Source organism: Leifsonia stereocauli, assembly GCF_038432415.1.
Taxonomy (GTDB): Bacteria; Actinomycetota; Actinomycetes; order Actinomycetales; family Microbacteriaceae; genus Orlajensenia; species Orlajensenia stereocauli.
Window position 1 is genome coordinate 817,704 of the sequence record NZ_JBCAUN010000002.1, and the last position, 23,334, is coordinate 841,037.

Annotated in this window: 21 protein-coding genes; 14 read left to right on the top strand and 7 right to left on the bottom strand. The window is 64.7% G+C overall.

Translation table 11 applies throughout. The features are described 5' to 3' along the window. Positions 1 to 8 precede the first annotated feature (8 nt). The 5 genes from AADV74_RS12680 to AADV74_RS12700 all read left to right on the top strand — a co-directional run bounded on the left by AADV74_RS12680 (position 9) and on the right by AADV74_RS12700 (position 6,561). The gene (locus AADV74_RS12680) at positions 9 to 1,754 is read left to right on the top strand and encodes a sugar ABC transporter ATP-binding protein (RefSeq protein WP_342114607.1); all 1,746 of its coding nucleotides are present in this window, start codon (positions 9 to 11) and stop codon (positions 1,752 to 1,754) included. Next, entirely contained in the window at positions 1,751 to 2,797 is a 1,047-nt protein-coding gene (locus AADV74_RS12685) for an ABC transporter permease (protein WP_342114609.1), read from the top strand. Before AADV74_RS12680 ends, AADV74_RS12685 begins: the two co-directional genes overlap by 4 nt. Further along, a complete protein-coding gene (gene yjfF, locus AADV74_RS12690; protein ID WP_342114611.1) occupies positions 2,794 to 3,846 on the top strand; it encodes a galactofuranose ABC transporter, permease protein YjfF in 1,053 nt (350 codons plus the stop codon). The genes AADV74_RS12685 and yjfF overlap by 4 nt, the downstream gene beginning before the upstream one ends. A gap of 297 nt (positions 3,847 to 4,143) precedes the next feature. Continuing rightward, complete coding sequence (locus AADV74_RS12695; RefSeq protein WP_342114613.1) at positions 4,144 to 5,238, top strand: LacI family DNA-binding transcriptional regulator; 1,095 nt, start codon at positions 4,144 to 4,146, stop codon at positions 5,236 to 5,238. 279 nt (positions 5,239 to 5,517) lie between these two features. Beyond that, the gene (locus AADV74_RS12700) at positions 5,518 to 6,561 is read left to right on the top strand and encodes a hypothetical protein (RefSeq protein WP_342114615.1); all 1,044 of its coding nucleotides are present in this window, start codon (positions 5,518 to 5,520) and stop codon (positions 6,559 to 6,561) included. Between the two features lie 168 nt (positions 6,562 to 6,729). Here AADV74_RS12700 and AADV74_RS12705 read toward each other — a convergent pair whose 3' ends face one another. The 3 genes from AADV74_RS12705 to AADV74_RS12715 all read right to left on the bottom strand — a co-directional run bounded on the left by AADV74_RS12705 (position 6,730) and on the right by AADV74_RS12715 (position 8,284). Continuing rightward, the gene (locus AADV74_RS12705) at positions 6,730 to 7,104 is read right to left on the bottom strand and encodes a VOC family protein (protein WP_342114616.1); all 375 of its coding nucleotides are present in this window, start codon (positions 7,102 to 7,104) and stop codon (positions 6,730 to 6,732) included. Positions 7,105 to 7,237: 133 nt separating this feature from the next. After that, the gene (locus AADV74_RS12710; protein WP_342114617.1) at positions 7,238 to 7,732 is read right to left on the bottom strand and encodes an SRPBCC family protein; all 495 of its coding nucleotides are present in this window, start codon (positions 7,730 to 7,732) and stop codon (positions 7,238 to 7,240) included. Positions 7,733 to 7,744: 12 nt separating this feature from the next. Continuing rightward, a complete protein-coding gene (locus AADV74_RS12715; RefSeq protein ID WP_342114618.1) occupies positions 7,745 to 8,284 on the bottom strand; it encodes an ArsR/SmtB family transcription factor in 540 nt (179 codons plus the stop codon). Positions 8,285 to 8,947: 663 nt separating this feature from the next. Between AADV74_RS12715 and nrdH the strand changes: the two genes are divergently transcribed. The 9 genes from nrdH to AADV74_RS12760 all read left to right on the top strand — a co-directional run bounded on the left by nrdH (position 8,948) and on the right by AADV74_RS12760 (position 21,038). Beyond that, entirely contained in the window at positions 8,948 to 9,181 is a 234-nt protein-coding gene (gene nrdH, locus AADV74_RS12720; RefSeq protein ID WP_055824762.1) for a glutaredoxin-like protein NrdH, read from the top strand. A 111-nt stretch (positions 9,182 to 9,292) separates the two neighbouring features. Then, positions 9,293 to 9,805 (top strand): class Ib ribonucleoside-diphosphate reductase assembly flavoprotein NrdI, encoded by a 513-nt coding sequence (nrdI, locus tag AADV74_RS12725; protein WP_342115185.1) that lies wholly within the window; start codon positions 9,293 to 9,295, stop codon positions 9,803 to 9,805. A 26-nt stretch (positions 9,806 to 9,831) separates the two neighbouring features. Continuing rightward, positions 9,832 to 11,937 carry a class 1b ribonucleoside-diphosphate reductase subunit alpha gene (gene nrdE / locus AADV74_RS12730; RefSeq protein ID WP_342115187.1) on the top strand — a complete coding sequence of 702 codons (2,106 nt, stop codon included), beginning with the start codon at positions 9,832 to 9,834 and terminating at the stop codon, positions 11,935 to 11,937. A 106-nt stretch (positions 11,938 to 12,043) separates the two neighbouring features. After that, positions 12,044 to 13,021, top strand: coding sequence for a class 1b ribonucleoside-diphosphate reductase subunit beta (gene nrdF / locus AADV74_RS12735; RefSeq protein ID WP_055824765.1), 978 nt, complete (start codon positions 12,044 to 12,046; stop codon positions 13,019 to 13,021). 379 nt (positions 13,022 to 13,400) lie between these two features. Further along, a complete protein-coding gene (locus AADV74_RS12740; protein WP_342114622.1) occupies positions 13,401 to 14,537 on the top strand; it encodes a helix-turn-helix domain-containing protein in 1,137 nt (378 codons plus the stop codon). Between the two features lie 5 nt (positions 14,538 to 14,542). Then, positions 14,543 to 15,091 carry a hypothetical protein gene (locus AADV74_RS12745; protein ID WP_342114624.1) on the top strand — a complete coding sequence of 183 codons (549 nt, stop codon included), beginning with the start codon at positions 14,543 to 14,545 and terminating at the stop codon, positions 15,089 to 15,091. 404 nt (positions 15,092 to 15,495) lie between these two features. After that, entirely contained in the window at positions 15,496 to 16,278 is a 783-nt protein-coding gene (locus AADV74_RS12750; protein WP_342114626.1) for a radical SAM protein, read from the top strand. Between the two features lie 32 nt (positions 16,279 to 16,310). Beyond that, the gene (locus AADV74_RS12755) at positions 16,311 to 16,685 is read left to right on the top strand and encodes a DUF6375 family protein (protein ID WP_342114628.1); all 375 of its coding nucleotides are present in this window, start codon (positions 16,311 to 16,313) and stop codon (positions 16,683 to 16,685) included. Between the two features lie 51 nt (positions 16,686 to 16,736). Next, positions 16,737 to 21,038, top strand: coding sequence for an NACHT domain-containing protein (locus AADV74_RS12760; protein ID WP_342114630.1), 4,302 nt, complete (start codon positions 16,737 to 16,739; stop codon positions 21,036 to 21,038). A 247-nt stretch (positions 21,039 to 21,285) separates the two neighbouring features. Here AADV74_RS12760 and AADV74_RS12765 read toward each other — a convergent pair whose 3' ends face one another. The 4 genes from AADV74_RS12765 to AADV74_RS12780 are packed head-to-tail and all read right to left on the bottom strand — an operon-like array spanning position 21,286 to position 23,253. Then, a complete protein-coding gene (locus AADV74_RS12765; protein WP_342114632.1) occupies positions 21,286 to 21,591 on the bottom strand; it encodes a hypothetical protein in 306 nt (101 codons plus the stop codon). A 25-nt stretch (positions 21,592 to 21,616) separates the two neighbouring features. Beyond that, positions 21,617 to 21,967 carry an amidohydrolase family protein gene (locus AADV74_RS12770; protein WP_342114633.1) on the bottom strand — a complete coding sequence of 117 codons (351 nt, stop codon included), beginning with the start codon at positions 21,965 to 21,967 and terminating at the stop codon, positions 21,617 to 21,619. Positions 21,968 to 22,021: 54 nt separating this feature from the next. Continuing rightward, a complete protein-coding gene (locus AADV74_RS12775; protein ID WP_342114635.1) occupies positions 22,022 to 22,633 on the bottom strand; it encodes a hypothetical protein in 612 nt (203 codons plus the stop codon). Further along, the gene (locus AADV74_RS12780) at positions 22,567 to 23,253 is read right to left on the bottom strand and encodes an amidohydrolase family protein (protein ID WP_342114638.1); all 687 of its coding nucleotides are present in this window, start codon (positions 23,251 to 23,253) and stop codon (positions 22,567 to 22,569) included. The genes AADV74_RS12775 and AADV74_RS12780 overlap by 67 nt, the downstream gene beginning before the upstream one ends. Positions 23,254 to 23,334: the final 81 nt, after the last annotated feature.

Consider the following 23,334-nt stretch of genomic DNA (forward strand, 5'->3'; position numbering starts at 1 on the left):
AGACGAGCATGCCAGACCCCACCGCGACCACTCCGGTCGTGGAGATGACCGACATCTCCATCTCCTTCCCGGGCGTGAAGGCCCTCGACGGCGTCAGCTTCCGCATGTTCCCGGGCGAGGTGCACTCGCTCATGGGCGAGAACGGCGCCGGAAAATCCACGCTCATCAAGGCGCTCACCGGTGTCTACACGGTGGACTCCGGCACCATCACGCTCGGGGGAGCGGATGTCGCCTTCGCCAGCCCCGCCCAGGCTCAGGATGCCGGCATCAGCACCGTTTACCAGGAGGTCAACCTCCTCGCCAACCTCACCGTGGCCGAGAACATCATGCTCGGCCGCGAGCCCCGCCGCTTCGGCGGCATCAACTGGAAGCTGATGCGCCAGCAGGCCGCGAAGCACCTCGCCGGACTGCACCTCGACATCGACCCCGGCTCGCTGCTGGGCGATCACTCCCTCGCCGTGCAGCAGCTCGTCGCCATCGCGCGGGCCATCAACATCGACGCCAAGGTGCTCATCCTCGACGAGCCCACCTCGAGCCTCGACGCCGACGAGGTCGCCGAGCTGTTCCGCGTCATCCGCTCGCTCAAGGCGGCCGGCACGGCCATCCTCTTCGTCTCGCACTTCCTCGACCAGGTCTACGAGATCTCGGATCGCCTCACGGTGCTGCGCAACGGCGCGCTCGTGGGGGAGTACCTCACCGAGGAGATCCTGCGCATCGAACTCGTGCAGAAGATGATCGGCAAGGAGCTCACAGCCCTCGACGACCTCGAGAAGAAGGCTCGTGAGGCCACGGCAGGCGAGAGCGACGAGGTGCCGTTCATCCAGGCGATCGGCCTCGGACGCAAGGGCGCCATCGAGCCGATCGACCTCAAGGTGCACGAGGGCGAGGTGGTGGGCCTCGCCGGTCTCCTCGGCTCCGGACGTACCGAGCTCGCCCGCATCCTCTCGGGCATCGACCGATCGGATGCCGGGGAGCTGCGCATCGCCGGAGCCCCGACGCGCTTCCGCACACCGCGCCAGGCGCTCTCGAAGCGGGTGGCCTACTCGTCGGAGAACCGCCGCTCAGAGGGCATCGTCGACGAGCTCACCGTGCGCGACAACATCATCCTGGCGCTGCAGGCCGACCGCGGCTGGGCCCGGCCCATCCCGAAGCGCCGACAGGACGAACTGACGCAGAGCTACATCGACGCCTTCAACATCCGCCCCGCCAACCCCGACGCTCTCGTGCGCAACCTCTCGGGCGGCAACCAGCAGAAGGTGCTGCTCGCGCGCTGGCTCGCGGTGGCGCCGCGCCTGCTCATCCTCGACGAGCCCACCCGCGGCATCGACGTGGGGGCGAAGGCCGAGATCCAGAAGCTCGTCGTGAACCTCGCCGAGAACGGACTCTCCGTCGTCTTCATCTCGGCGGAGCTCGAAGAGGTGCTGCGACTTTCGCACCGCATCGCCGTGATGCGCGACCGCCGCATGGTCGCCGACCTCGAGAACGATGACCTCACCGTCGACTCGCTGCTGTCGCTGATCGCGGAGGGGTCGAGCCCTGATCCTCTCGTCGAGACGGTGGCGGATGCCGGTCCTCCCGTGGCCGGCGGGCTTGGTGGCGCGGCTGGTGCTGGTGCTGGTGCTGGTGCCGGGCCGGCGGCATCCGTTCCGTCCGCCGCATCCGACACCCCTGTGTCTTCCTCAACCGACACCCCGAACGACCCGAACGACCCGACCGACCCGACCGACCCGACCACCCCTGGAGCGTCCTCATGACCGCGGCCCTCGCCCGCTTCGCCGGCACCCGCATCTTCTGGCCGATCGTGCTGCTCGTCGTGCTGCTCGTGATCAACCTGATCGCATTCCCCGGCTTCTTCACCATCACCATCAAGAACGGGCACCTGTTCGGCAGCCTCATCGACATCCTGCGGAACGGCGCCCCGACGCTCATCATCGCGGTCGGCATGACCCTGGTCATCGCCACCCGCGGCATCGACCTCTCGGTCGGAGCCGTCTGCGCCATCTCGGGTGCCGTCGCCGCGGCGATCATCCTCGGCTCGCCCGACCCGGGCAACCCCGGCGTCGTGGCTGTGGCCGTCGCGGTGAGCCTCGGCATCAGCCTGGTGCTCGGCGTCTGGAACGGCTTCCTCGTGGCAGTGCTCGGCATCCAACCGATCATCGCGACCCTCATCCTGATGACGGCGGGCCGCGGCATCGCCATGCTCATCACCGAGGGCCAGATCATCACGGTCAACAGCGCCCCGTTCAAGACCCTCGGCTCTGGCTCGCTGTTCGGGCTCCCGGTATCCGTCATCATCGCGGCCGTCATCTTCGCGTTCGCCGCGCTCATCACCCGGCGCTCAGCGCTCGGGCTGCTCATCGAGTCTGTCGGCATCAACCCCGAGGCCAGCCGCCAGGCGGGTGTGCGCTCGCGCGGCCTCCTGTTCACGGTCTACGCCTTCTGCGCCCTGTCGGCCGGCATCGCGGGCCTCATCCTCACGTCGAACCAGACGGCGGCGGATGCGAACAACACCGGCCTGTTCATCGAGCTCGACGCGATCCTCGCCGTCGTCATCGGCGGCACCTCCCTCGCGGGTGGCCGCTATTCGCTGGCCGGAACCCTCGTGGGAGCCCTCGTCATCCAGACGCTGGTGACCACGGTCTACACGGTCGGCATCCCGCCGATCGCCACGATGGTGTTCAAGGCCGCCGTCGTCACGGCCGTCTGCCTGCTGCAGTCTCCGGCCACGAACGCCGCCTTCGCGCGCTGGCGTCGATCACTCAGCATCCGTGCCGGAAAGGGGGCGGCCGCATCATGAGCTCCGTTCAGACGCACACGCCTCCCACCCCCGGCAGCGCATCCGCCGCCGGAACTCCGAACGCCGCCGTGCGTGCAGCCGGCAGGATCCGCGACACTCTGCGCAGCCCCAAGTACGGGCCGGTTCTGGTCACGGCATCCCTGCTCATCCTCGTCTTCATCGTCGGCGGCACCCGCTACCGCGGCTTCTTCTCCGCCCAGGTGATCGTCAACCTGTTCGTCGACAACGCCTACCTGCTGGTGCTCGCCGTCGGCATGACCTTCGTGATCCTCACCGGCGGCATCGACCTGTCGGTGGGCGCGGTGCTGGCCCTCTCGGGCATCATCACGGCGTCTCTGCTGCAGGCCGGATGGGCACCCGGCGTCGTGATCCCGCTCATCCTGGTGCTCACATCCGTTCTCGGACTCCTCGTCGGCCTCATGGTGCACGTCTTCAAGGTGCAGCCGTTCATCGCGACGCTCGCGGCCATGTTCCTGGCGCGCGGCCTCTGCTACGTGATCAGCAAGGACTCGATCTCGATCACCGACCCCGTGTTCGTGGCGCTCGCGCAGGCGCGCATCCCGCTCGGTGGCCGCGTGTCGATGACGTGGAGCGTGGTGATCGCGATCGTCGTCGTGATCGTCGCCGTCATCGTGCTGCAGTACTCGCGCCTCGGCCGCACGGTCTACGCCATCGGCGGCAGCGAGCAGTCGGGCGTGCTCATGGGTCTGCCCGTCGCCCGCACCAAGGTGCTGGTCTACGTGATCAGCGGATTCTGCGCCGGACTCAGCGGCATCCTGTACACCTTCTATACGCTCTCGGGCTACTCGCTCACGGCCATCGGCACCGAGCTCGATGCGATCGCGGCCGTCGTGATCGGCGGCACCCTGCTCACCGGCGGCTACGGATTCGTGCTCGGCTCGGTGCTCGGCGTGCTGGTGCTGGGCGTCATCCAGACGATCATCACCTTCGAGGGCACGCTGTCGTCATGGTGGACGCGCATCTTCATCGGCGCCCTGCTGCTCGTGTTCATCATCCTGCAGAAGGTGCTCACAGCGAGGCGACGGTGATGCGGGCGTCGTCGACGGATGCCGGAGTCGGTGCGCGGCCGTTGCGCGGCGTCGCGCGGCATCGGACGCGTCCCCCGCTCCGGCCCACCTTTCATGGAGTGGCCCATGGTGGAGCGCGGGCCAGTGCGCCGAAGGTGGACCGCGCCGGATCCACGGACCCGCGGGTGCTCGTGTTCGTGCGCGAACGCGCGTGCTCGCTTCGCGTCCGCGCCGCTGCACGGCCGCATCCGTTGCAGGACAGATAATGAGCACACCAAGCAACGCGCGACGAGCGCCAGGTAGGAGCCGACGGAGCCGGTGAGTACGGACGACGACAAAGCGCGCGTCGCGAACATCTTCGATGTCGCGCGCCTCGCCGGTGTGTCGCACCAGACCGTCTCGCGGGTGCTCAACGACCTGCCGAACGTGCGTCCCGCGACGCGGCTGCGGGTCGAGCAGGCCATCAAGCAGCTGCGCTACGTGCCGTCGCCGGCCGCCCGCGCACTCGTCACGCGCCGCTCGCGCACCCTCGGCCTCATCACCGCCGGGCGACCTGACTACGGCCCGTCTTCGGCGGCGCTCAACTTCAACGAGGCCGCGCGCGAGGCCCGCTACGCCGTGAGCATGGCGAGCATGATCGAGTCGGATGCCGTGCTCCTCCGCGCAGCCGTCGAGATGCTGCTGCGCCAGAACGTCGAGGCGATCGTGCTCATCGCGGCCGAGCGCCGGGCCATCGAGGCCGTCGAGGCGCTCGAACTCGGGGTGCCCCTGGTGGCTGTCGCCTCGGAGGGCGGGGGAGCGGCGGGGTCCGCGGGATCCGTCCCCGCCGCGTCGTTCGTCGCTGGAGCGGCATCCGGAGCCGCAAGCACCTCGCATCGCGTCGCGATCGATCAGTACGGCGGAGCGCGGACTGCCGTGGAGCACCTCATCGCGCTGGGGCACCGCGAGATCCGGCACCTCGGCGGGCCCATCGACTCCATGGACGCGGCCGAGCGCCTGCGCGGCTGGCGCGACGTGCTCTCGGAGAACAACCTCGTCGCGCGCGAGCCGCTCGTGGGCGACTGGCAGCCGTCGAGCGGCAACGCCCTCGGAGCCTCGCTGGCGACGGATGCCGAGGCCACGGCCGTCTTCGCCGCGAACGACCAGATGGCGCTCGGCCTCATTCACGCCCTCGAGCGGGCCGGGCGCCGCGTGCCGGCAGACATGAGCGTCATCGGATTCGACGACATCCCCGAGGCCGCCTTCTTCGCGCCGCCGCTATCGACCATGCGGCAGGACTTCGACGGCCTCGGCCGCGACATCATGGCCACGGTGCTCGACGTGCTCCGCGACGAGCAGGCGCCCGACCCCACCCGCCGAGCCCCCGAGCTCGTGCTGCGCGCGTCGACGGCGCCGCCTCGCTCCGCCCGCTAGCCGCGACTGGCGGCGGTGCCCCGCTGCCGCGCCCACCGCCCGCCCACCGCCCGCCGCCCGCCGGCCGCCCCCACGCCACACACCCGTGCCACCCACTTGGCGCGGGTTAGATGTCTTGGCGGGGGTACCTTCACCCGCCGAACCATCGACACCCCGCCGAGTCGATGACCTCAGGCCCCCACGCCGGGCCAGTCCTGCACAGCAGCGAGCAGCGGTGGGAAACTCACCGACGTGAATCGGCGCAGTAGAGCCGGCTTGAGGAACGTGCACGATGAGCGGATGGGTGTTGACCTCGAGTTCCTGTCGTCACTCGACGGCGGCCTGATCAGCACGGATCTTCTCCGACGGTCTGGCGTCGACCCGCGAGGAATCGAGCGGCTGGTCGGGCTGAGCGAGCTCGTTCGGGTGCGGCGGGGCTGGTACGTCGCGGCTGCAGAGTGGAAGGCGGCTGGGCGCGGTGGTCGATACCGCCTCTTGGTGCGGGCAACGAACGCATCATCTCCGAAGCCGTTGGTCGCCGCGCACCTCTCGGCCGCCGCCATGCACCGCTTGCCCACGATCGGCGACTGGCCGGCGGAGCTCCATACGTTCGAGCCCGGGGCGTCAGGCGGCAGTACATCTCGCCTCATCACCACCCACCGCTCTGGTCCGTCTGCAGAGACAGTGGTCATCGATGGGGTCATTGTTGTGGCGCTCGAGCGCACCCTGGTGGACTTAGCCCTCAATGAATCGCCCGAGCGTGCGGTCACGGCCATCGATGCGGCGCTTCGGCGCGATGCGGAACGCTACGCCACCGACATGCGGCGGCGGAATGGCGAGGCCCACCTCGTGCGACCGCCCCTGTCGAAGGAAGCGCTTCTGACCGAACTCGATGCCGTAGCTCCAGCGTTTCATCGTGCGAGGGCCGAGTCGGTCATCCGATTCGCGGATGCCCGGGCCGGCAGTCCGGGTGAGTCGCTGAGCCGGGTGCGCATGCGTCAGGGGCAGTTCGTCATCCCGGAGCTGCAGGTGCGCTTCCCGAACATTCTCGGCAGCTACGCCGATGTGGACTTCTATCTGGAGGGCGTCCGCAAGGTGCAGGAGTTCGACGGGAAATTCAAGTACACCCGCGGTGCCTTCGTGAAGGAAGGCGACGATCCCGGCGAGGTCGTCTGGCAGGAGAAGCAGCGCGAGGATGCCCTGCGCCAGCAGGAGAGAGTGGACAGCTTCGACCGATGGACGTGGGACACGGTGCTGCCGCTGAAGAAGTTCCGCCGATTCCTGTTGGAGCGGGGCATGCCCGAGCTACGCGCGGGGGCGCAATTCGGTCGCCGGGCCTGCTAGATACCGTCTGGCGATCGGGCGGCCCAACCAGGCAACCGGCCCGCCTGCCTGGCAGGCGGTTGGCGGCTTGTCTGACCTGGCGGGGTTTCGATGGTCTGGCGGAGGCTCCTGCACCCGCCGGACCATCTACACCCCGCCGAGCGGCCAGGCGCGAGCGAGGCCGGCGCGTCAGTCGCGCTTCGGCAGCTCCTGCAGCGTCCAGGTGTTGCCGTCGGGGTCGGCGAAGGTGACGAAGTTCCCCCAGCCCTGCGGGTCGACCTCGGAGGCCTCGACCCCGTTCGCGATGAGGTGCGCGCGAGCCTCGGCGGCATCCGGAACCACGACCTGGATCGTGTTCTGCTTGCCCGGCTGGAGATCGACGCCGAGTCCCGTGCCGAAGGCGATCGAGCACGCGGACCCCGGGGGAGTGAGCTGCACGAACCGCAGGCCCTCGAACACCGTCTGGTCGTGGTCGAGCGTGAAGCCGACCTTGTCGACGTAGAACTCCTTGGCCCGATCGACATCGGTCACCGGCACGAAGATGAGCTCGATCTTCCAGTCCATGGCGCTACTCCTCTGTATCTGGATGGGATACCTTCACGCTAGCCCGCACCACCGACATGCGGAACGCCCGCGCATCCGTTCGAGTGAGACGGATGCGCGGGCGTTCGAGTGGCAGAGCGAGAGGTCTGCGCGCTCAGGCCTCGCCCCCGGCCAGCAGCGCGTCGAGCTTGGCGTAACCGGCCTTCACGCCGTACTCCATGCCCGACGCGACCATGCCGTCGCGGGCCTCGAGCGAGTCGACCAGCGAGATGTCGGTGACGCGGGTGCGGCCGTTGCCGAGGTCCTCGAAGAGGATGGTCTCGAGGCAGACGCCGTCGGGGTACTCGTCGAAGGTGACTGTCTGCACGATGCGGTCGTTGAGACGCACCTCGTGGAACGAGCCCCAGAAGACGGCGAGCTCGCGTCCGTCGCGCGAGTTCGACCAGCGCCAGGCGCCGCCGGTGCGGGCGTCCCACTCGGCGATCTCGGTAGTGATGTCGTCGGGTCCGAGCCAGCGGGCGTAGAGCTCGGGGTCGGTCCACGCGCGGAACACGCGCTCGCGCGGGGCATCGAACTCGCGCACGATGCGGATGGTCGGCAGGTTCGGGTCGACCTCGATCGTCGTGTCGGGGGTGGTCGTCGTGGCCATGATGCTGCTCCTCTACTTATCGGTGGTGGTGCGGTTGGTGGTGGTGGTCGTCCTTGCAGTGCGGGTGGTGGGAGAGGTTCCCCCGGAGTCTCGGGTGACGGATGCCGCGGGCCGGCGGGCCGCATCCGTCGACGACGGGCCCGTGGTGGTGCTGGCGGTCGGCGCGCGGCCAGCGGCCGGCGCTGTGCCCGCCGCCTCCTCGGCCTCGCCCATCTCGGCGAGCACAGCGTCGAGTCGGCGGAACCGGCCCTCGGCGGTGCGGCGGTACTTCTCGATCCAGGCGGTCATCATGTCGAACACCTCGGCCTCCAGGTGGCGGCGGGAGCGGAATCCGTCGCCGTCGCGGCTCACCAGGCCGGCGTCCTCGAGCACGCGCAGGTGCTTCGAGACGGCCTGCACCGACACGGCGTACGGCTCGGCGAGCTCGCCCACCGTGGCATCGGCGACCGAGAGCCGCACGACGATGTCGCGCCGCGTCGGATCGGCGAGCGCGCTGAACACCTGGGTGAGCCGCTGGTCGTCCAGTGCGTGCGCTGCGTTCGTGGTGCTCATGCCTTCACTGCCGCCTTCGTTGTTCGTCAACCACTTGGTTTACGACACGGTACGCGCATGCGTTGCGATCGTCAACCCCGCGGTTGACGACGGGGTGGCGAACGGGGCGCGATGGCTGGCGGTCGGGGCCATGAACGAGCGTGCCGAGCGGATGCCGCCGGTCGCCCACCCGGTGCGGCCCACCTTCGCTGCGCCGGCCCAGGGTGCAACGTGGGCCGCTGCACCAAAGGTGGGCCGCGACGACCGTGGGGCGCCGGCTGAGGGGAGCGGAGAGGTGGGCGCTGCGCCCAGAACCCGAGCCCCAAACACCCCCGCGCGTCGCGCCCGCCGAGTGTCGGTGGGTGGTGGAAGAGTGTGCAGCACAACACAACATGTAGGGGTCGGGCGCCGAAGCAGCACTATGCGGCAACACGGCGCGACACGCCCGGTGCAATTCCACAACACGTGGAATTCCCAAAGTGGGGGCTGTGAATAACTCCCTAACGAAGGCCGGAAACAAGCCGATCGGCATCCGCGGGCCTGTTGAAAACAGGTGAATTGCTTGTGGAGAACTACACGAATGTAACTACTGCATCTTGTGGGCGTTCCTTTCGGGAAGCACTAGATGTAGTATTGGAGTACAGCAAGACAACAACTCAGAACGAGCCAAAAGGGGTCAGAGAAATGACGGTAACGGTCTACACGAAGCCTTCGTGTGTTCAGTGCACGGCCACGTACCGCGCTCTCGACGCCAAGGGCGTTGAGTACGAGGTTCTCGACCTCTCGGTCGATGAGAACGCTCTGGCCGCCGTCAAGGAACTCGGCTACCTGCAGGCCCCGGTCGTCATCACCGACGAGGACCACTGGTCGGGCTTCCGCCCCGACAAGATCAGCGAGCTGGCTTCGCGCCTGGCCTGATCCGCCGCATCCGTTCTCGGTATCGACGCAGCAATCGAATATCCGCGTCACCGGAGAACAAGGAGGATGCCGGTGGTCACCATCAACGCCGCCCTCTCATCGGGCCGCACCATGAACACCCCCACGAACGCCGCCGGCGCTGACGTCGCCGGCAACGGAAACACCAACGCAGCCAGCACCGTCACCAACGCGACCGCAGCCGGCGACGACCACGTCAACCTGGTCTACTTCTCGAGCGTCTCGGGCAACACGCACCGATTCATCCAGAAGCTCGGCCGACCGGCAGCACGCATCCCGCTCTACCCGCGGGAAGCTCCGCTGACCGTGCACGAACCCTACGTGCTCGTCCTCCCCACCTATGGCGGGGGAGACGGGGACGGCGCAGTACCCAAGCAGGTCATCCGTTTTCTCAATGATCCGGGCAACCGGATGCTGATCCGCGGCGTGATCGGCGCAGGCAACACCAACTTCGGCGAGGGCTACTGCCTTGCTGGGGACATCATCGCGGCCAAGTGCCACGTGCCGCACCTCTATCGATTCGAAGTATTCGGAACACCCGACGACGTCACCGCCGTCAACGAAGGATTGGAAGCATTTTGGTCAACGCAACTGACAGCGGCGTAGCCGTGATCGACGCACCGCGCGTGGGCATGGACTACCACTCGCTCAACGCGATGCTCAACCTCTACGGCGACGACGGGCAGATCCAGTTCGACAAGGATCGCGAGGCAGCGCGGGAGTACTTCCTGCAGCACGTGAACCAGAACACCGTGTTCTTCCACTCGCTCAAGGAGCGCCTCGACTACCTCGTCGAGAAGGAGTACTACGAGGCTGCAGTGCTCGACCAGTACTCGTTCGAGTTCATCACCAGCCTCAACGACCTGGCCTACTCGAAGAAGTTCCGCTTCGACACCTTCCTCGGTGCGTTCAAGTACTACACGAGCTACACGCTCAAGACCTTCGACGGCAAGCGCTACCTCGAGCGCTTCGAGGACCGCGTCGTCATGACCGCGCTCGGCCTCGCCCAGGGCGACGAGAAGCTCGCCGTGAACCTCGTCGAGGAGATCATCGGCGGCCGCTTCCAGCCGGCCACCCCCACGTTCCTCAACACGGGCAAGGCGCAGCGCGGTGAGCTCGTCTCCTGCTTCCTGCTGCGCATCGAAGACAACATGGAGTCGATCTCGCGCGGCATCAACTCCGCCCTGCAGCTCTCCAAGCGCGGTGGCGGCGTGGCCCTCTCGCTCTCGAACATCCGCGAGGCCGGCGCCCCGATCAAGCAGATCGAGAACCAGTCCAGCGGCATCATCCCCGTGATGAAGCTCCTCGAAGACTCCTTCAGCTACGCCAACCAGCTCGGTGCCCGTCAGGGTGCCGGCGCTGTGTACCTCAGCGCGCACCACCCCGACATCATGAAGTTCCTCGACACCAAGCGTGAGAACGCCGACGAGAAGATCCGCATCAAGACCCTGTCGCTCGGTGTCGTCGTTCCCGACATCACCTTCGAGCTCGCCAAGAACGGCGAGGACATGTACCTGTTCTCCCCGTACGACGTCGAGAAGGTCTACGGCCTCCCCTTCGGCGACATCTCGATCAGCGAGAAGTACCGCGAGATGGTCGACGACCCGCGCATCAAGAAGACCAAGATCAACGCGCGTGAGTTCTTCCAGACCCTCGCCGAGATCCAGTTCGAGAGCGGCTACCCCTACATCGTGTTCGAAGACACGGTGAATAAGGCGAACCCCATCAAGGGCCGCATCAACATGTCGAACCTCTGCAGCGAGATTCTCCAGGTCAACACCCCCACGACCTACAACGAGGACCTCAGCTACAACGTCATCGGCAAGGACATCAGCTGCAACCTCGGTTCGCTGAACATCGCCCTCACCATGGACTCGCCCGACTTCGGCAGCACCGTCGAGACCGCCATCCGCGGCCTCACCGCCGTCTCGAACATGAGCCACATCGCATCCGTTCGCTCGATCGAAGACGGCAACGACAAGAGCCACGCCATCGGCCTCGGCCAGATGAACCTGCACGGCTACCTCGCTCGTGAGCGCATCTTCTACGGATCCGAAGAGGGCATCGACTTCACGAACATCTACTTCTACACGGTGTTGTTCCACGCCCTCCGCGCGTCGAACAACATTGCCAAGGAGCGCGGTGAGGCCTTCGTGGGCTTCGAGGACTCCAAGTACGCGTCGGGAGAGTTCTTCGATAAGTACACGGACGCCGAGTGGCTTCCGTCGACCGCCCGCGGTGCTGAGCTGTTCGAGCAGTCGGGCGTGCACATCCCCACGCAGGACGACTGGCGCGAGCTGAAGGCATCCGTTCAGCAGTACGGCATCTACAACCAGAACCTGCAGGCCGTGCCTCCGACCGGGTCGATCTCGTACATCAACAACTCGACCGCGTCGATCCACCCGATCGCCGCGAAGATCGAGATCCGCAAGGAAGGCAAGCTGGGCCGCGTGTACTTCCCGGCGCCGTTCATGACGAACGACAACCTGGACTACTACCAGGACGCCTACGAGATCGGAGCCGAGAAGGTCATCGACACCTACGCTGCGGCAACGCAGCACGTCGACCAGGGCCTCTCGCTCACGCTGTTCTTCAAGGACACCGCCACCACGCGCGACATCAACAAGGCGCAGATCTACGCATGGAAGAAGGGGATCAAGACGATCTACTACATCCGCCTGCGTCAGATGGCCCTCGAGGGCACCGAGCTCGAGATGTGCGTCTCCTGCGCTCTGTAGTACTCCGGTGACGGAGGCGGTTCCTCGAGGAGCCGCATCCGTCACCCGCACGACAACGCACCACCCGCATCACCCGGCAGCATCCGTTCACGAAGAAGAGAAGATCATGACCCCCGACAAGCTCAAGCTGGTCTCGCACGTCGAAGCGATCAACTGGAACAAGATCCAGGACGACAAAGACGTCGACGTGTGGAACCGCCTCGTGAACAACTTCTGGCTGCCCGAGAAGGTGCCGCTGTCGAACGACATCCAGTCGTGGAACACGCTCACCCAGGAGGAGCAGACCCTCACGATGCGCGTGTTCACGGGCCTCACCCTGCTCGACACGATCCAGGGCACCGTGGGCGCCGTCTCGCTGATTCCGGATGCGATCACCCCGCACGAGGAGGCCGTCTACACGAACATCGCGTTCATGGAGTCGGTGCACGCGAAGAGCTACTCGTCGATCTTCTCGACGCTGTGCTCGACGAAGGAGATCGACGAGGCGTTCCGCTGGAGCGTTGAGAACGAGAACCTTCAGAAGAAGGCCGCCATCGTCATGGAGTACTACCAGGGCGACTCCCCGCTGAAGCGCAAGATCGCCTCGACGCTGCTCGAGTCGTTCCTGTTCTACTCGGGCTTCTACCTGCCGATGTACTGGTCGTCGCGCGCCAAGCTCACCAACACGGCAGACCTCATCCGTCTGATCATCCGTGACGAGGCCGTGCACGGGTACTACATCGGCTACAAGTTCCAGAAGGGCCTCGAGAAGGTCAGCCAGGCCGAGCGCGACGAGCTGAAGGACTACACCTTCAGCCTCATGTACGAGCTCTACGACAACGAGGTGCAGTACACGCAGGACCTCTACGACGGCGTCGGTCTCACCGAAGACGTGAAGAAGTTCCTGCACTACAACGCCAACAAGGCCCTGATGAACCTGGGCTACGAGCCGATGTTCCCGAAGACTGTGACGGATGTGAACCCCGCCATCCTCTCGGCGCTCTCCCCGAACGCCGACGAGAACCACGACTTCTTCTCGGGCTCAGGCTCGTCGTACGTGATCGGCAAGGCCGTGTCGACCGAGGACGAGGACTGGGACTTCTAGTTCCCAGTGCAGTTCGTGAAGGGCGCATGTTGCTCGACCCACGGAAGTTGACTGTGCCCAAGTAGTTGGGCCTGTATCTGGCACAGCGGGGACTTGTAGCGATTGGCGCACGCTCATCGGGCTTTACCGCGGGCGGGTGCTATGGGACTCGCTGGTCCGCAGTCTTCGCCACGAATGCCCAGCTGCGCCCTCGTTCGGTGGGGGCCCGGCATACAGGGCTGTTCCAGGAGACTGCGATCTGGGCTGCAATGCCATCTGATGAGGCCTTGCTCGCTAGGGCCGAGCCCAGATTGCGATTATGTACTAGAAGCTACACCGATGTAAGTCGGATTTGGTCAGGGTGCTTGCGATAATCGCAAGCGGTGATATAGTTCGTGCCATGGACGATGAAATGATCGCCCGAGTCCGTCAGATCATCGACCAAATCGGTTCAACGCAGCGAGCGTTTGCCGAGCAGATTCAACTCGACGAATCGAAGTTGACGAAGTCGCTCCGAGGGCGTCGTCGACTCTCCTCCTCCGAGCTTGCGCGAATCGCTGAAGTCGGTGGCCGGACTGTGGAGTGGCTGCTTTCCGGTGTCGAACCCCGCTCGATGGTGTTCGCCCACCGGTCTGCGCTCGATGCCCGGGCGGTTGCAACCACCGCAGGTCGCGACGTGCTTGGGACAGTCGCGGAGCGTTACCAAGGGCTTGAAGTGCTCGATCTCGCCCCGGCAGCAGTTGAGTGGCCGGCAGTGCCGGGAGGATGGTCATTTGTCGCGGCTGCTTCAGAGATGGCGGATGCCGCTACACAGCAACTCGGTCGAAGCGTGCTCGACCTGCCCATTGCCGATCTCGTCGATGCGGTCGAAGACCGGTTCGGTATCGATGTGATTGTCACACGTCTGCCCGGAGCCTGCGATGGGCTGTCGTATCAGGACGGCGCCTTCCGGGCAATCGTCCTTGGCGCTACTGACATGGCTGCACGACAGCGGTACACCCTTGCTCATGAGCTAGGGCACCTCCTGTTCGGAGACGCCGAGCAAGGGCTCATTGAGGAGGAGGTCCTCACCCCTGGCGCTAAGTCGATCGAGGAGAAGCGCGCAGATGCTTTCGCCGCCGCCTTCCTGGTGCCGGAGGAACAGTTGATGGAGCTCATCGACTCCCGTGATGCCGCTGACGCTTTCGATGACGCTGTCTGGCGGTTCGGTATTTCACCCGTCGCTCTTTCTTGGCGAATGCTGAATCTAGAACTAATCGACGCGGACCAACGGCGGGTTCTTGCCGGAGGCAGCTCCGCGCGATCGGCAAGCGCAATCGGCGAGATAGAGGGCCACCTGGCACGGATGCAGGCATCGTCCCAGCTGCGGCCGCCGATGCGGCTGGCGATGGCTGCCGTGCAGGCGTACCTTGACGGTGAGATCACCATCGGGCCCGTGGCGATCCTCCTCGAGCGAAGCGAAGACGACGCGCGGAAGATGCTCAGGCCCTCCGCTCCAGACGCAGCCATGTCGGTGGACAATCCAGAAACCATCTGACCGCTGTGAGTACCTTCCTGCTGCCGGACACGACAGTCCTGGTCAACTTCGCTCTTCTGAACCAGCTCCCGGCGTTGCGGGCATATCTCGGGGCACGGGGGCGCGCGTGTGAAGCCGTAATCGACGAGGTGCAGGATCTCTCAGCCGGTCGAGTGCCAAAACTGCAGGAAGTGGATTGCATCGATTGGTTCGGATCGCCAATCCGCATCGAGGGTGTCGACAACATTGCCGCGGTTAACCTTCTTCGTACGGCGGTATTCGGAGGTTCCGCTTTGCTCCCGCGGCAGCACTTAGGCGAGTGTCAGACCATTCACGCGGTTCGGACGATGTCGGAGTACTCCGAGTCGATCGTGATAACGGACGACCGCTCCGCCTTCGAGTACGCCAAAGGACGCGGCATGGTGGTCCGGCATTCCGTCGATGTGATGCGAGAGATGGTTGCCTTCGACGGCTTAGACCCGAACATGGCGCTGGCTTGGGTGGCGTTCTTGGATGCGGACGACAGGGGCGGTTTGCTCGAGATTCCGCGGACATCTGCTGAACTCGTCAGGTAAAGTCGACCGCCACGGGAGCCATCCGACTGCCCGCGTCCGTTGGTTGACCGGCGCGCGTGCAACGCGAGGACAGGGCGGACCCCGCATGCGCATTCAGCTCCAACGACCCGAATTTGGTCGAATCGTCGCAAGGATGCTGAACGTTCCTACAAGAGGGCGAGCGATCGGGCCCCCAGTCGGAGCGAGTCGACCGCCCCCGTGCCCAGCGCAACGCCGCTCACGGTTGACCGCTCCACTCACCGCTTTGACTAGATTGCTCAAGCGGAGCCAAACGATCGGAGAAGCGAGTGAAAGTCCGTCTAGGACCGGATGGTGCACATTTTTTCGACCGTCGGTCCGGTGTCAATCTTCTTCTCGACGAGGTCGCAGTTCCTGAGCACGCTTGGTCGACTGCGCCCCGGCAGGTGTCCATCGCATTGACGAACGCGTGTGACCTAGCGTGCTCCTACTGTTATGCACCCAAGCATCGCGCAGTTCTTAACCTGGATAGTCTGCTCGGATGGGTCGATGACCTCGACCGAGCGGGAGCACTGGGGGTGGGTTTTGGCGGGGGTGAGCCGACGTTGTACAAGCACCTTCCTGAAGTGTGTACGTACGTGGCGGAGCACACTGGTCTCGCGATCACTATGACGACCCACGGACTTCGTTGGAATGCCGCTCTCGTGTCACGCCTTCGTGGAGCCGTGAACTTCGTTCGTGTCAGCGTCGACGGGACCGGAAGCACATACGAGCGGTTGCGCGGCCGGAGCTTCGAGCGACTGCGCAAGGCGCTTCAAGAGATCGCAGGCGACTTCCGTTGGGGCATCAACACCGTAGTCAATGAAGATACCGTCGGGGACTTGGACGCCATCGCGTCGCTCGGCGAAGAGTACGGCGCGACCGAACTCCTACTGCTTCCGCAGCAGCCAACCAAGACTGCAGGCGGAGTTGATCAGACCACACTGCGCGAACTTGAGAACTGGATCCTCGGCTACTCGGGACCGGTGACGCTCACTACATCGGGTGACGCCGATCTAGGAGTGCCTATCGCAGAGGTTCTGCCCCGCGAAGTAGGTCTCCGGTCCTATGCCCACATCGATGCGACTGGAACGGTGCGAACGTCTTCCTACTCGCGAAGCGGTATCTCCATCGAGCAAGATGGCGTCATGGCTGCACTGCAACGGTTGGCACGCCTGGAGGCGCGATGAAGGTTTGGCGTGGATACGGTACGGAACATTCAATGGATCTGAAGCTGATCGGACATTTTGCGAGCACTGACGATGCGCGCGTAGCGAGGGATGCAATCGCTATCCTCACCGAAGCGGCCGAATTGGAGCGCGACGAGGGTCGCCTGGAATACGGAGAGCCTCCTCAGATGTTCAGCGACCGACTACTTGAAGCGATGAGCGACACGGGCGTGCACAGCCTTGGTCACGCGGACGTCGAGCAGTTTCTCTACGATGCCCATGTCGAGGCGCAGGACGCTGACGTAGTCGTCCGAACGGAAGAGATCGACGTTCTAGCGTATGTCAAGGTGCTCATAGCGAAGGGCGCCAGAGTCGAGATCTACTCGATGCACGACCACGACAGTGCCGTGCTGATGAGCGATGAGTGAAAGTTCGCCGGCTCGTGAAGCGTTTTTCAGGAATTCAGCCGGGGCTACCCAGTGACTGAGATTAACTGGAGCCGGTTCGAGGAACTGCCGGGCGACCAGACTGCGAACTTCGAACTCCTGTGGCGCGGCGCCATCCGACGCACGTACGGCAAGTATGGGACGTTCCAGGCACGTTCCCAACAGCCTGGTGTCGAGTTTCATCTGAAGCTCAACACCGACTGCGCCCTTGGAGATGCTGGCCAATGGTTTGGCTGGCAGACCAAGTGGTGGAAGAGCCTGGTTGCGGGTCGTGCGATTGGCAACGGTCGCAAGGATGACGTCGAGGATTCGCTGGCCAAGTCGAAGATCCACATTCCAGGGCTCACCGATTGGATCTTGTGTACTCGACGGCCGCTCGCACCGGTTGACGAGCCGTGGTGGGACGGCTTGAAAGCGAGTCTGACGCTTGACCTCCAGACCGCCGAGGATCTCGCCAACCTCCTCACCGGTGACGCGGAGTTGCTGCGCCAGACGTACTTCGGCGATTTGATCCTCACGCCGGAACGCCTAGAGAAGTTGAGCAATCTCGCATTGGCTGATGTGCGCGAGCGCTGGTTCCCGGAGGTTCATCAGACGACTACGGCTGAGTCGGCGCTCCGGCGAATGCTTGCCGAGCCTGACGCGTGGGGCCATCTTCAAGCGGTCGGGTCCGAGATCACCCGCCTCTCAGCGATTATCGCGGGCACCGTTGAGGAGCGCCCGCTCGGGGCCTCCGTTCAAGCGGATCTCGATCAGCTGCTCGAGAGCGCTGAGATTCTCCGGAAGCTCCTTGAGGACGCTCACGAGCACCTGATGCCTGGTGGGGACCACACATGGCGAGAGCTCGGTGAAGCCGTGATTCCTGATCCACCCAAATTGATACCTCGAGTGCTACGCAGGCTTCGTGCCGCCAATCACCCGGCGGCTCTGGCCTGTAGCAACTTGGTGATCCACTTTCGTCATGCCGCTGCGATGGCAAGGGATGTCTTCGGCCAGCTCGCTGTTCGGTGCGTTACGGTGACCGGTGAAGCCGGGTACGGTAAGACGCAACTCGCCGCCAGCCTTACTTGTTCCACCGATTCGCGGCCTGCTGGCGTCTTGCTTTTTGGGCGCCAGCTTCGAAGCCGTGACGACCTAGACGATCTTTCGCGACGAGTGGCCCTTAATGGGAAGAAGATCGAGACATTTGAGGCCCTGCTCGCGGCCGTTGATGCGGCCGCGGCACGTGCCCAGTGCCGGCTGCCCATCGTTATCGACGGGCTCAATGAGGCCGAGAATCCGAGCGAATGGAAGCCACTGTTAGAGCGGGCGCTAGTGCTACTGGAGGATTACCCGTCAGTCCTCCTCGTCTGCACGCTCAGGTCGTCGTTCGTCGAGCGGGCAATTCCTACTTCGGTTGCTAATTCAGTAACTCTCAACGGGTTCAGCGAGGGAATCGCCGAAGCGATTGAGACGTACTTTGACCACTTCAAGATCGATGCTGCGGGGGTCGATCTACCCCTCGAGCGCTTCGATCACCCAATCACGTTGAGAATCTTTTGTTCCGTCACGAACCCGACCAGAGAGGATCGAGTTCGGCTCGTGGGGCGCGCACCTTCGCTCAATACAATGTTCGGCGGGTACCTCAACGACGTCGCAGCAAGGATCGAGACCCTCAGTCAGTCGCGTATCCGAGCTGCTGATATCAACAACGCTCTAGCGGCGCTCGGAGTTGAGATGTGGGAGACCAACTCCCGCGAGGTCAGCGAAAGTCGAGTGAAGGATATCTTCGGCGACACCAACCGGCTCTGGGACGACAGCATCCTCAACGCGCTTCAGGAAGAGGGCGTTCTGATTCGACAGACATCCGACGGAGCCAGCCGTGGCAGTACGAACCCGACGGATGGTCACGGTGAGCTGGTGGTGGCGGTTGTGTACGACCTCCTAGCCGGCTACATTGTCGCTTCGGCGATGGCTGGTGCCGGGGGCGAGGCGTTCGCTAAGTCGCTCAGCTCACCGGAGATCGCTGCCAGATTCACCGGCCCACAGAACGAACTTCACCCGCTCGCTATTGACATCTTTGATGCGCTGGTCTTCGTGCTGCCCCGACTCGGGCTCGGACAGCTGTGGACGCATGTCCGGGACGACCTATTGGATGCCGCGCTGCTGCGGGCGACCGACCTAGAGATCGGAGACATCGACTCCGGTACTCTCGACGCCTGGACGCAGAACATTGAGGGTCTATCTGGGCGGCCCGGCTTCTGGCCTCGGCTGAGAGCAGTTCGGGCGGTACCGAACCACCCATTCAACGCTATCTTTGCCGACGCCGTGCTTCGATCGCTGACCGTCGCTGACCGCGACCTTGGCTGGACAGAATGGCTTCGCACATCGACCATTTCCCGCCGGGGCCAGGCTGCAAGAACGTCTGCCGGAGCGATGGAAGATCTCCGCTTGTGGACAGCGCGTTGGCGGAATACGGCGGAGCGGGGTGAAGCGGATGCGCTGCGGGCCCGATGGTTCATGTGGATGCTCACCAGCACTGTGCGAGATCTTCGCGATGCGGCAACCGCGGCCTTATATTGGTTCGGCCGCGAGGACCCCGCAACACTGTTCGAACTCGCAGTTGGTGCTTTGGAGATCAACGACGCATATGTGGGCGAGCGTGCAACGGCGGCCGCATACGGTGTGGCCACCGCGTACCAGCAGTCGAACGCCGATTTCGCGGAAGCGCTCAGGCTCTATCTTCACAAGCTGGTGGCTTCGACATCCGGCGCCACAGCATGCACTCCCACGTTTCACCGGCTGATTCGGTACTACATTGCCGGGACTATTGAGTTTGGACGGATGCACTATCCCGAGTCGGTGCCCCCGGCGGCCGCGGACGGCATCGCATTCGCGGACGGCCCTATGCCCGAACCTCTATCGGATGGTGACGCACGGCACGACGAAGTCGAACGTACTATCCACACGGACTTCGGCAATTACACCCTAGGGCGGCTATTCGCCGATCGCGCCAATTACGACTTCGAGCACATAGGTCATCGCAACGCGACCGACCAGGTACTCGGTATCGTATACAGCCTCGGCTGGCGCCAGAACGAGTTTGCGTCGATCGACCAGATGCTCGCCAACCGGGATCAGGATCGAAATCCGGGCTCCGTCGAGCGGTACGGCAAGAAATACGGGTGGATCGGGTTCTATCTTGTGGCTGGCATGCTGCGCGCGCGGGGGGAGCGCGTCAATTGGCTGGAGGTCGATATCGACCCATCTTTTCCGCAAATCTCACCACCCTTGCCGCTCACAATTCCTAGTTGGGTAGGTCCGACGCCGGCGGACGACGGCGATTGGCTCATCAACGGGGAGGTCGTCATTCCCGATGAACTCCTCTACACCGAGGACCTTGCTGGCGAGCATGGGCCTTGGATACTCGTTCACGCCGAGCTCAGCGTGAAAGACGAGAGTGCGAAGCGCGGCGGGTTCGGCCTGTTCAACACCGTCGCGCTCGCACCGCACGATCTCGACGCGCTATTGCGGTGGTGGTCCGATAAGGAACATCCGGGCCGCGATCTCATTGATCTCCCTTCCGCCTACTACCTTTTTGCCGGGGAGATCCCGTGGCACACCCGGATGGTGACCTCTGGCGATGACCTTGCGGGCACAGGCGCTGCTCGAGTCGAGCGAGATGAAAACGACGAATCGCAGGACCCTCATGGCAACGAGGATCCTTATATCGAGTACATTCGGGTACCTGTCGTCGACGCAGAGGCACCGATAGGAACCAAAATCATTGAGGGGCCAGAGGCCGATGCCGAGGGGCAGGCAGGACCACCGGCGGGCGATCCGCCGGACGTTCCCTTCCACGGGTTGGAAGAAGGTGGCGATCTGCCGGGGGCCGACTACTTGGCGTTCGTCAAGGCGAGGATTGCCACCCATCTCGCCAGCACCCCGCCGCACAGGGAACTGGAAGTTGAGGCGATAGCGCACACTTATGCCTGGGAAGGGCACAACAGTTCCCAGAATCGGGCGTTCGCCTACGTACCGAGCCAAAGGCTCTCGCAACTACTAAGTCTCCATTCGGTCGCCGCTGGGTTCAACCAAGTGGACGAGGACGGCCACCTCGCAGCGATGAGCTTCACTGCGCCAGACGGGTTGGACGGTCATCTGCTGTACGTTCGCGAGGACGTCGTAAAGACGTACGGGGGCGACAGAGCACTTGTCACCTTCGGTTGGGGAGAGCGGGAGATCCGTGCCGAGTGGCCCGAGCAGGTCCCGGAATCGTTCCGGGAGGCTTACCAGAACCACGCGAACGTCTGGCGCACCCATCGAGTGATAGCCCATGGTGAGCCGCAGGCGTGAACCTGATCAGTGGCCCGAACGTGCCTCTGCCGCATCCGTTGCTGACGCGACTGGCACCCCTGCGACGAGAGTCCGGGCACGGCATCGCGGCTATTGCCCGCGCAGGGGGGACAACCGCCCAGACACGAGGCATCATCCTGACGCAGCCGCGGAGATTGCTCACGATGCGACCCGCCGACACGCCGGAGGCACTATTGAGCTGCCTATCCCAGCGCTCATGAGTGCCGCGACTGGCCTGTGAGCCGATTCAGGCGACGGCCGAGCAGTGACGCGGACCGGCGGGCGGCGCCTCCGGCAAGGGAGCCGCATCCGTCGCGTCGTGCACGATCTCGCCGGCGCCGATCGTGAGGTCGGCGCGCTCGCCGAGGAGACGCGACGGCTCAGTCTCGAGGTCGTAGAGGTTCGACGACCAGGTGACGATCGGCGCGGGCTCCGACGCGCACGACGCCGAGGGAGTCCACGGCGTGCCAGGCCCAGGCGCCCTCGGCCGTGTAGCCGCGCAACGCGGCATCCAAGCCCAAGCGCTCGGCACCAGTCCACGACGAGCGGCCATCGAGGCCGGCTCGGTTCAGGGCCGACTACAGACCGACTAGCGGGTCCATCTCGCCGACCTGCCAGTCGCTCGACATCGCCACGTGCGCGCCCGACTCGGCCAGGGAACGGAAGCGCCAGGCTCGGCTCCAGCGCTGCTCGCCGACGTTGTCCATCCAGGTGCCGCCGACGAGATCGGGGGAGCACTGGCGGGGCTGCATCGCCGCCGTCACGCCCAGTTGCGCGAAGCGCGGCAGGTCGTCAGGGTGCAGGCACTCGACGTGCACGATGCCGTGGCGGCGGTCGCGGGTGCCGTTGGTGCGGGCGGCGTGCTCGATGGCGTCGATGGCGTCGAGGGCGATTCGGATGCCGCCGTACTCATCTAACACGGTCACCATATGGGGATCTGGAAGTGAAAGCTATGTCGGCCGTGCTGGCTCGAGATCGGGGAATCACAGACCCAGGTGCTTTCGAGCGGAAGCGATGTGGATCGAGATGGGGGTGCCGCTGGTGAGCGATTCGAAGTCTCGCTCCCATCGATCGATGTTCGGGTTTCCGTCGCGAATCTCGCTAGCCAGTTCTTCGATTGTGAAACTTGAGATCTCAACCGGGTTTCCGAGGGCGACACTCACTTCATTAGAGAATTCCTCGAGTCGTCGATCTCGATCGCCGGGGTCATTTCGCCAAATCACAAGGAGGGCCAACGGGGTGTTTGCTCCCTCTTCAGCGTAGCCAGCAAGGGCTGCCTGGCCCTCAGAGACTCGGGTAATTGAGCGAGCGAGCAGGTCCCTCGCTCGGAGGCCAGATTCCAGAATCTCAAGTACGGCTGGCCAGAGGATGTGATCCTTGTTCAGAGTGTGCAACTTCGCTGACCCAATGCGCGTCGAGTGGACCAGGCCGATCGATGCCAGATCGTCGAGCGCTCTCTGGACCGAGCGCTGCGGCACATCCACCTCAACTTGAATTCCTCGCCCCGTGTGTGCGCGATCTGTTTCATTCAACTGCCAGAGAACCCTTGCGGCCGCCCGACCGATGAGGTCAGCCCCCGGATGCACGAGATCCATTTTGACTCCCTTTCTGTAGTGAGCCAATTATAGCACATATGAGCCAAATCTGACCCACCCCCTCTTCGCATTGCGTAGGCGTGGTTGACCTCACAAAGCGACCGCTTCACCGCGGCCGAACAATGGTGCGTTCCTGCGGGGGCACCTCGGGCAGGGACGCAGTATCTGTCGCGTCGTGGACGATCTCGCCGGCGACGATCGTGAGGTCGGCGCGCTCGGTGAGGGGGCGACGAGCGCCCGTCGAGCCCGGCCCGCGTCAGCGCTGAGTACAGGCCGACCAGCGGGTCCATCTCTCCGACGTGCCAGCCACTCGAGAGGGCCACGTGAGCGCCCGAGTCGGCGAGGGAGCGGAAGCGCCAGGCAAGGCTCCAGCGTTGCTCGCCGACGTTGTCCATCCAGGCGCCGCCGACGAGGTCGGGGGAGCAGTGGCGGGGCTGCATCGCGGCGGTCACGCCCAAAGTAGCGAAGCGCGGCAGGTCGTCGGGGTCCAGGCACTCGACGTGCACGATGCCGTGGCGGCGGTCGCGGGTGCCGTTGGTGCGTGCAGCGTGCTCGATGGCGTCGAGGGCGATTCGGATGCCGCCGTCTCCCGTCGCGTGGGTGTGGGACTGGAAGCCCAAGCGGTCGAGCTCGGTGACGATGCGGGTGAGCTCGCCGAGCGGCGCGCTCGGTGGCCCGGACGGTGTCGCTCGTGATCACGG

What these genes read in the sequence shown, in the direction of transcription:
- AADV74_RS12755 (WP_342114628.1), top strand. Translation starts at nt 16,311, where the DNA reads ATGGATCTGAAGCTGATCGGACATTTTGCGAGCACTGACGATGCGCGC.
- AADV74_RS12685 (WP_342114609.1), top strand. Translation starts at nt 1,751, where the DNA reads ATGACCGCGGCCCTCGCCCGCTTCGCCGGCACCCGCATCTTCTGGCCG.
- AADV74_RS12715 (WP_342114618.1), bottom strand. Translation starts at nt 8,284, where the DNA reads ATGAGCACCACGAACGCAGCGCACGCACTGGACGACCAGCGGCTCACC.
- AADV74_RS12775 (WP_342114635.1), bottom strand. Translation starts at nt 22,633, where the DNA reads ATGGATCTCGTGCATCCGGGGGCTGACCTCATCGGTCGGGCGGCCGCA.
- AADV74_RS12740 (WP_342114622.1), top strand. Translation starts at nt 13,401, where the DNA reads ATGGACGATGAAATGATCGCCCGAGTCCGTCAGATCATCGACCAAATC.
- yjfF (WP_342114611.1), top strand. Translation starts at nt 2,794, where the DNA reads ATGAGCTCCGTTCAGACGCACACGCCTCCCACCCCCGGCAGCGCATCC.
- AADV74_RS12770 (WP_342114633.1), bottom strand. Translation starts at nt 21,967, where the DNA reads ATGGTGACCGTGTTAGATGAGTACGGCGGCATCCGAATCGCCCTCGAC.
- nrdE (WP_342115187.1), top strand. Translation starts at nt 9,832, where the DNA reads ATGGACTACCACTCGCTCAACGCGATGCTCAACCTCTACGGCGACGAC.
- nrdI (WP_342115185.1), top strand. Translation starts at nt 9,293, where the DNA reads ATGAACACCCCCACGAACGCCGCCGGCGCTGACGTCGCCGGCAACGGA.
- AADV74_RS12705 (WP_342114616.1), bottom strand. Translation starts at nt 7,104, where the DNA reads ATGGACTGGAAGATCGAGCTCATCTTCGTGCCGGTGACCGATGTCGAT.
- nrdF (WP_055824765.1), top strand. Translation starts at nt 12,044, where the DNA reads ATGACCCCCGACAAGCTCAAGCTGGTCTCGCACGTCGAAGCGATCAAC.
- AADV74_RS12680 (WP_342114607.1), top strand. Translation starts at nt 9, where the DNA reads ATGCCAGACCCCACCGCGACCACTCCGGTCGTGGAGATGACCGACATC.
- nrdH (WP_055824762.1), top strand. Translation starts at nt 8,948, where the DNA reads ATGACGGTAACGGTCTACACGAAGCCTTCGTGTGTTCAGTGCACGGCC.
- AADV74_RS12765 (WP_342114632.1), bottom strand. Translation starts at nt 21,591, where the DNA reads ATGGCCGCTCGTCGTGGACTGGTGCCGAGCGCTTGGGCTTGGATGCCG.
- AADV74_RS12710 (WP_342114617.1), bottom strand. Translation starts at nt 7,732, where the DNA reads ATGGCCACGACGACCACCCCCGACACGACGATCGAGGTCGACCCGAAC.
- AADV74_RS12700 (WP_342114615.1), top strand. Translation starts at nt 5,518, where the DNA reads ATGGGTGTTGACCTCGAGTTCCTGTCGTCACTCGACGGCGGCCTGATC.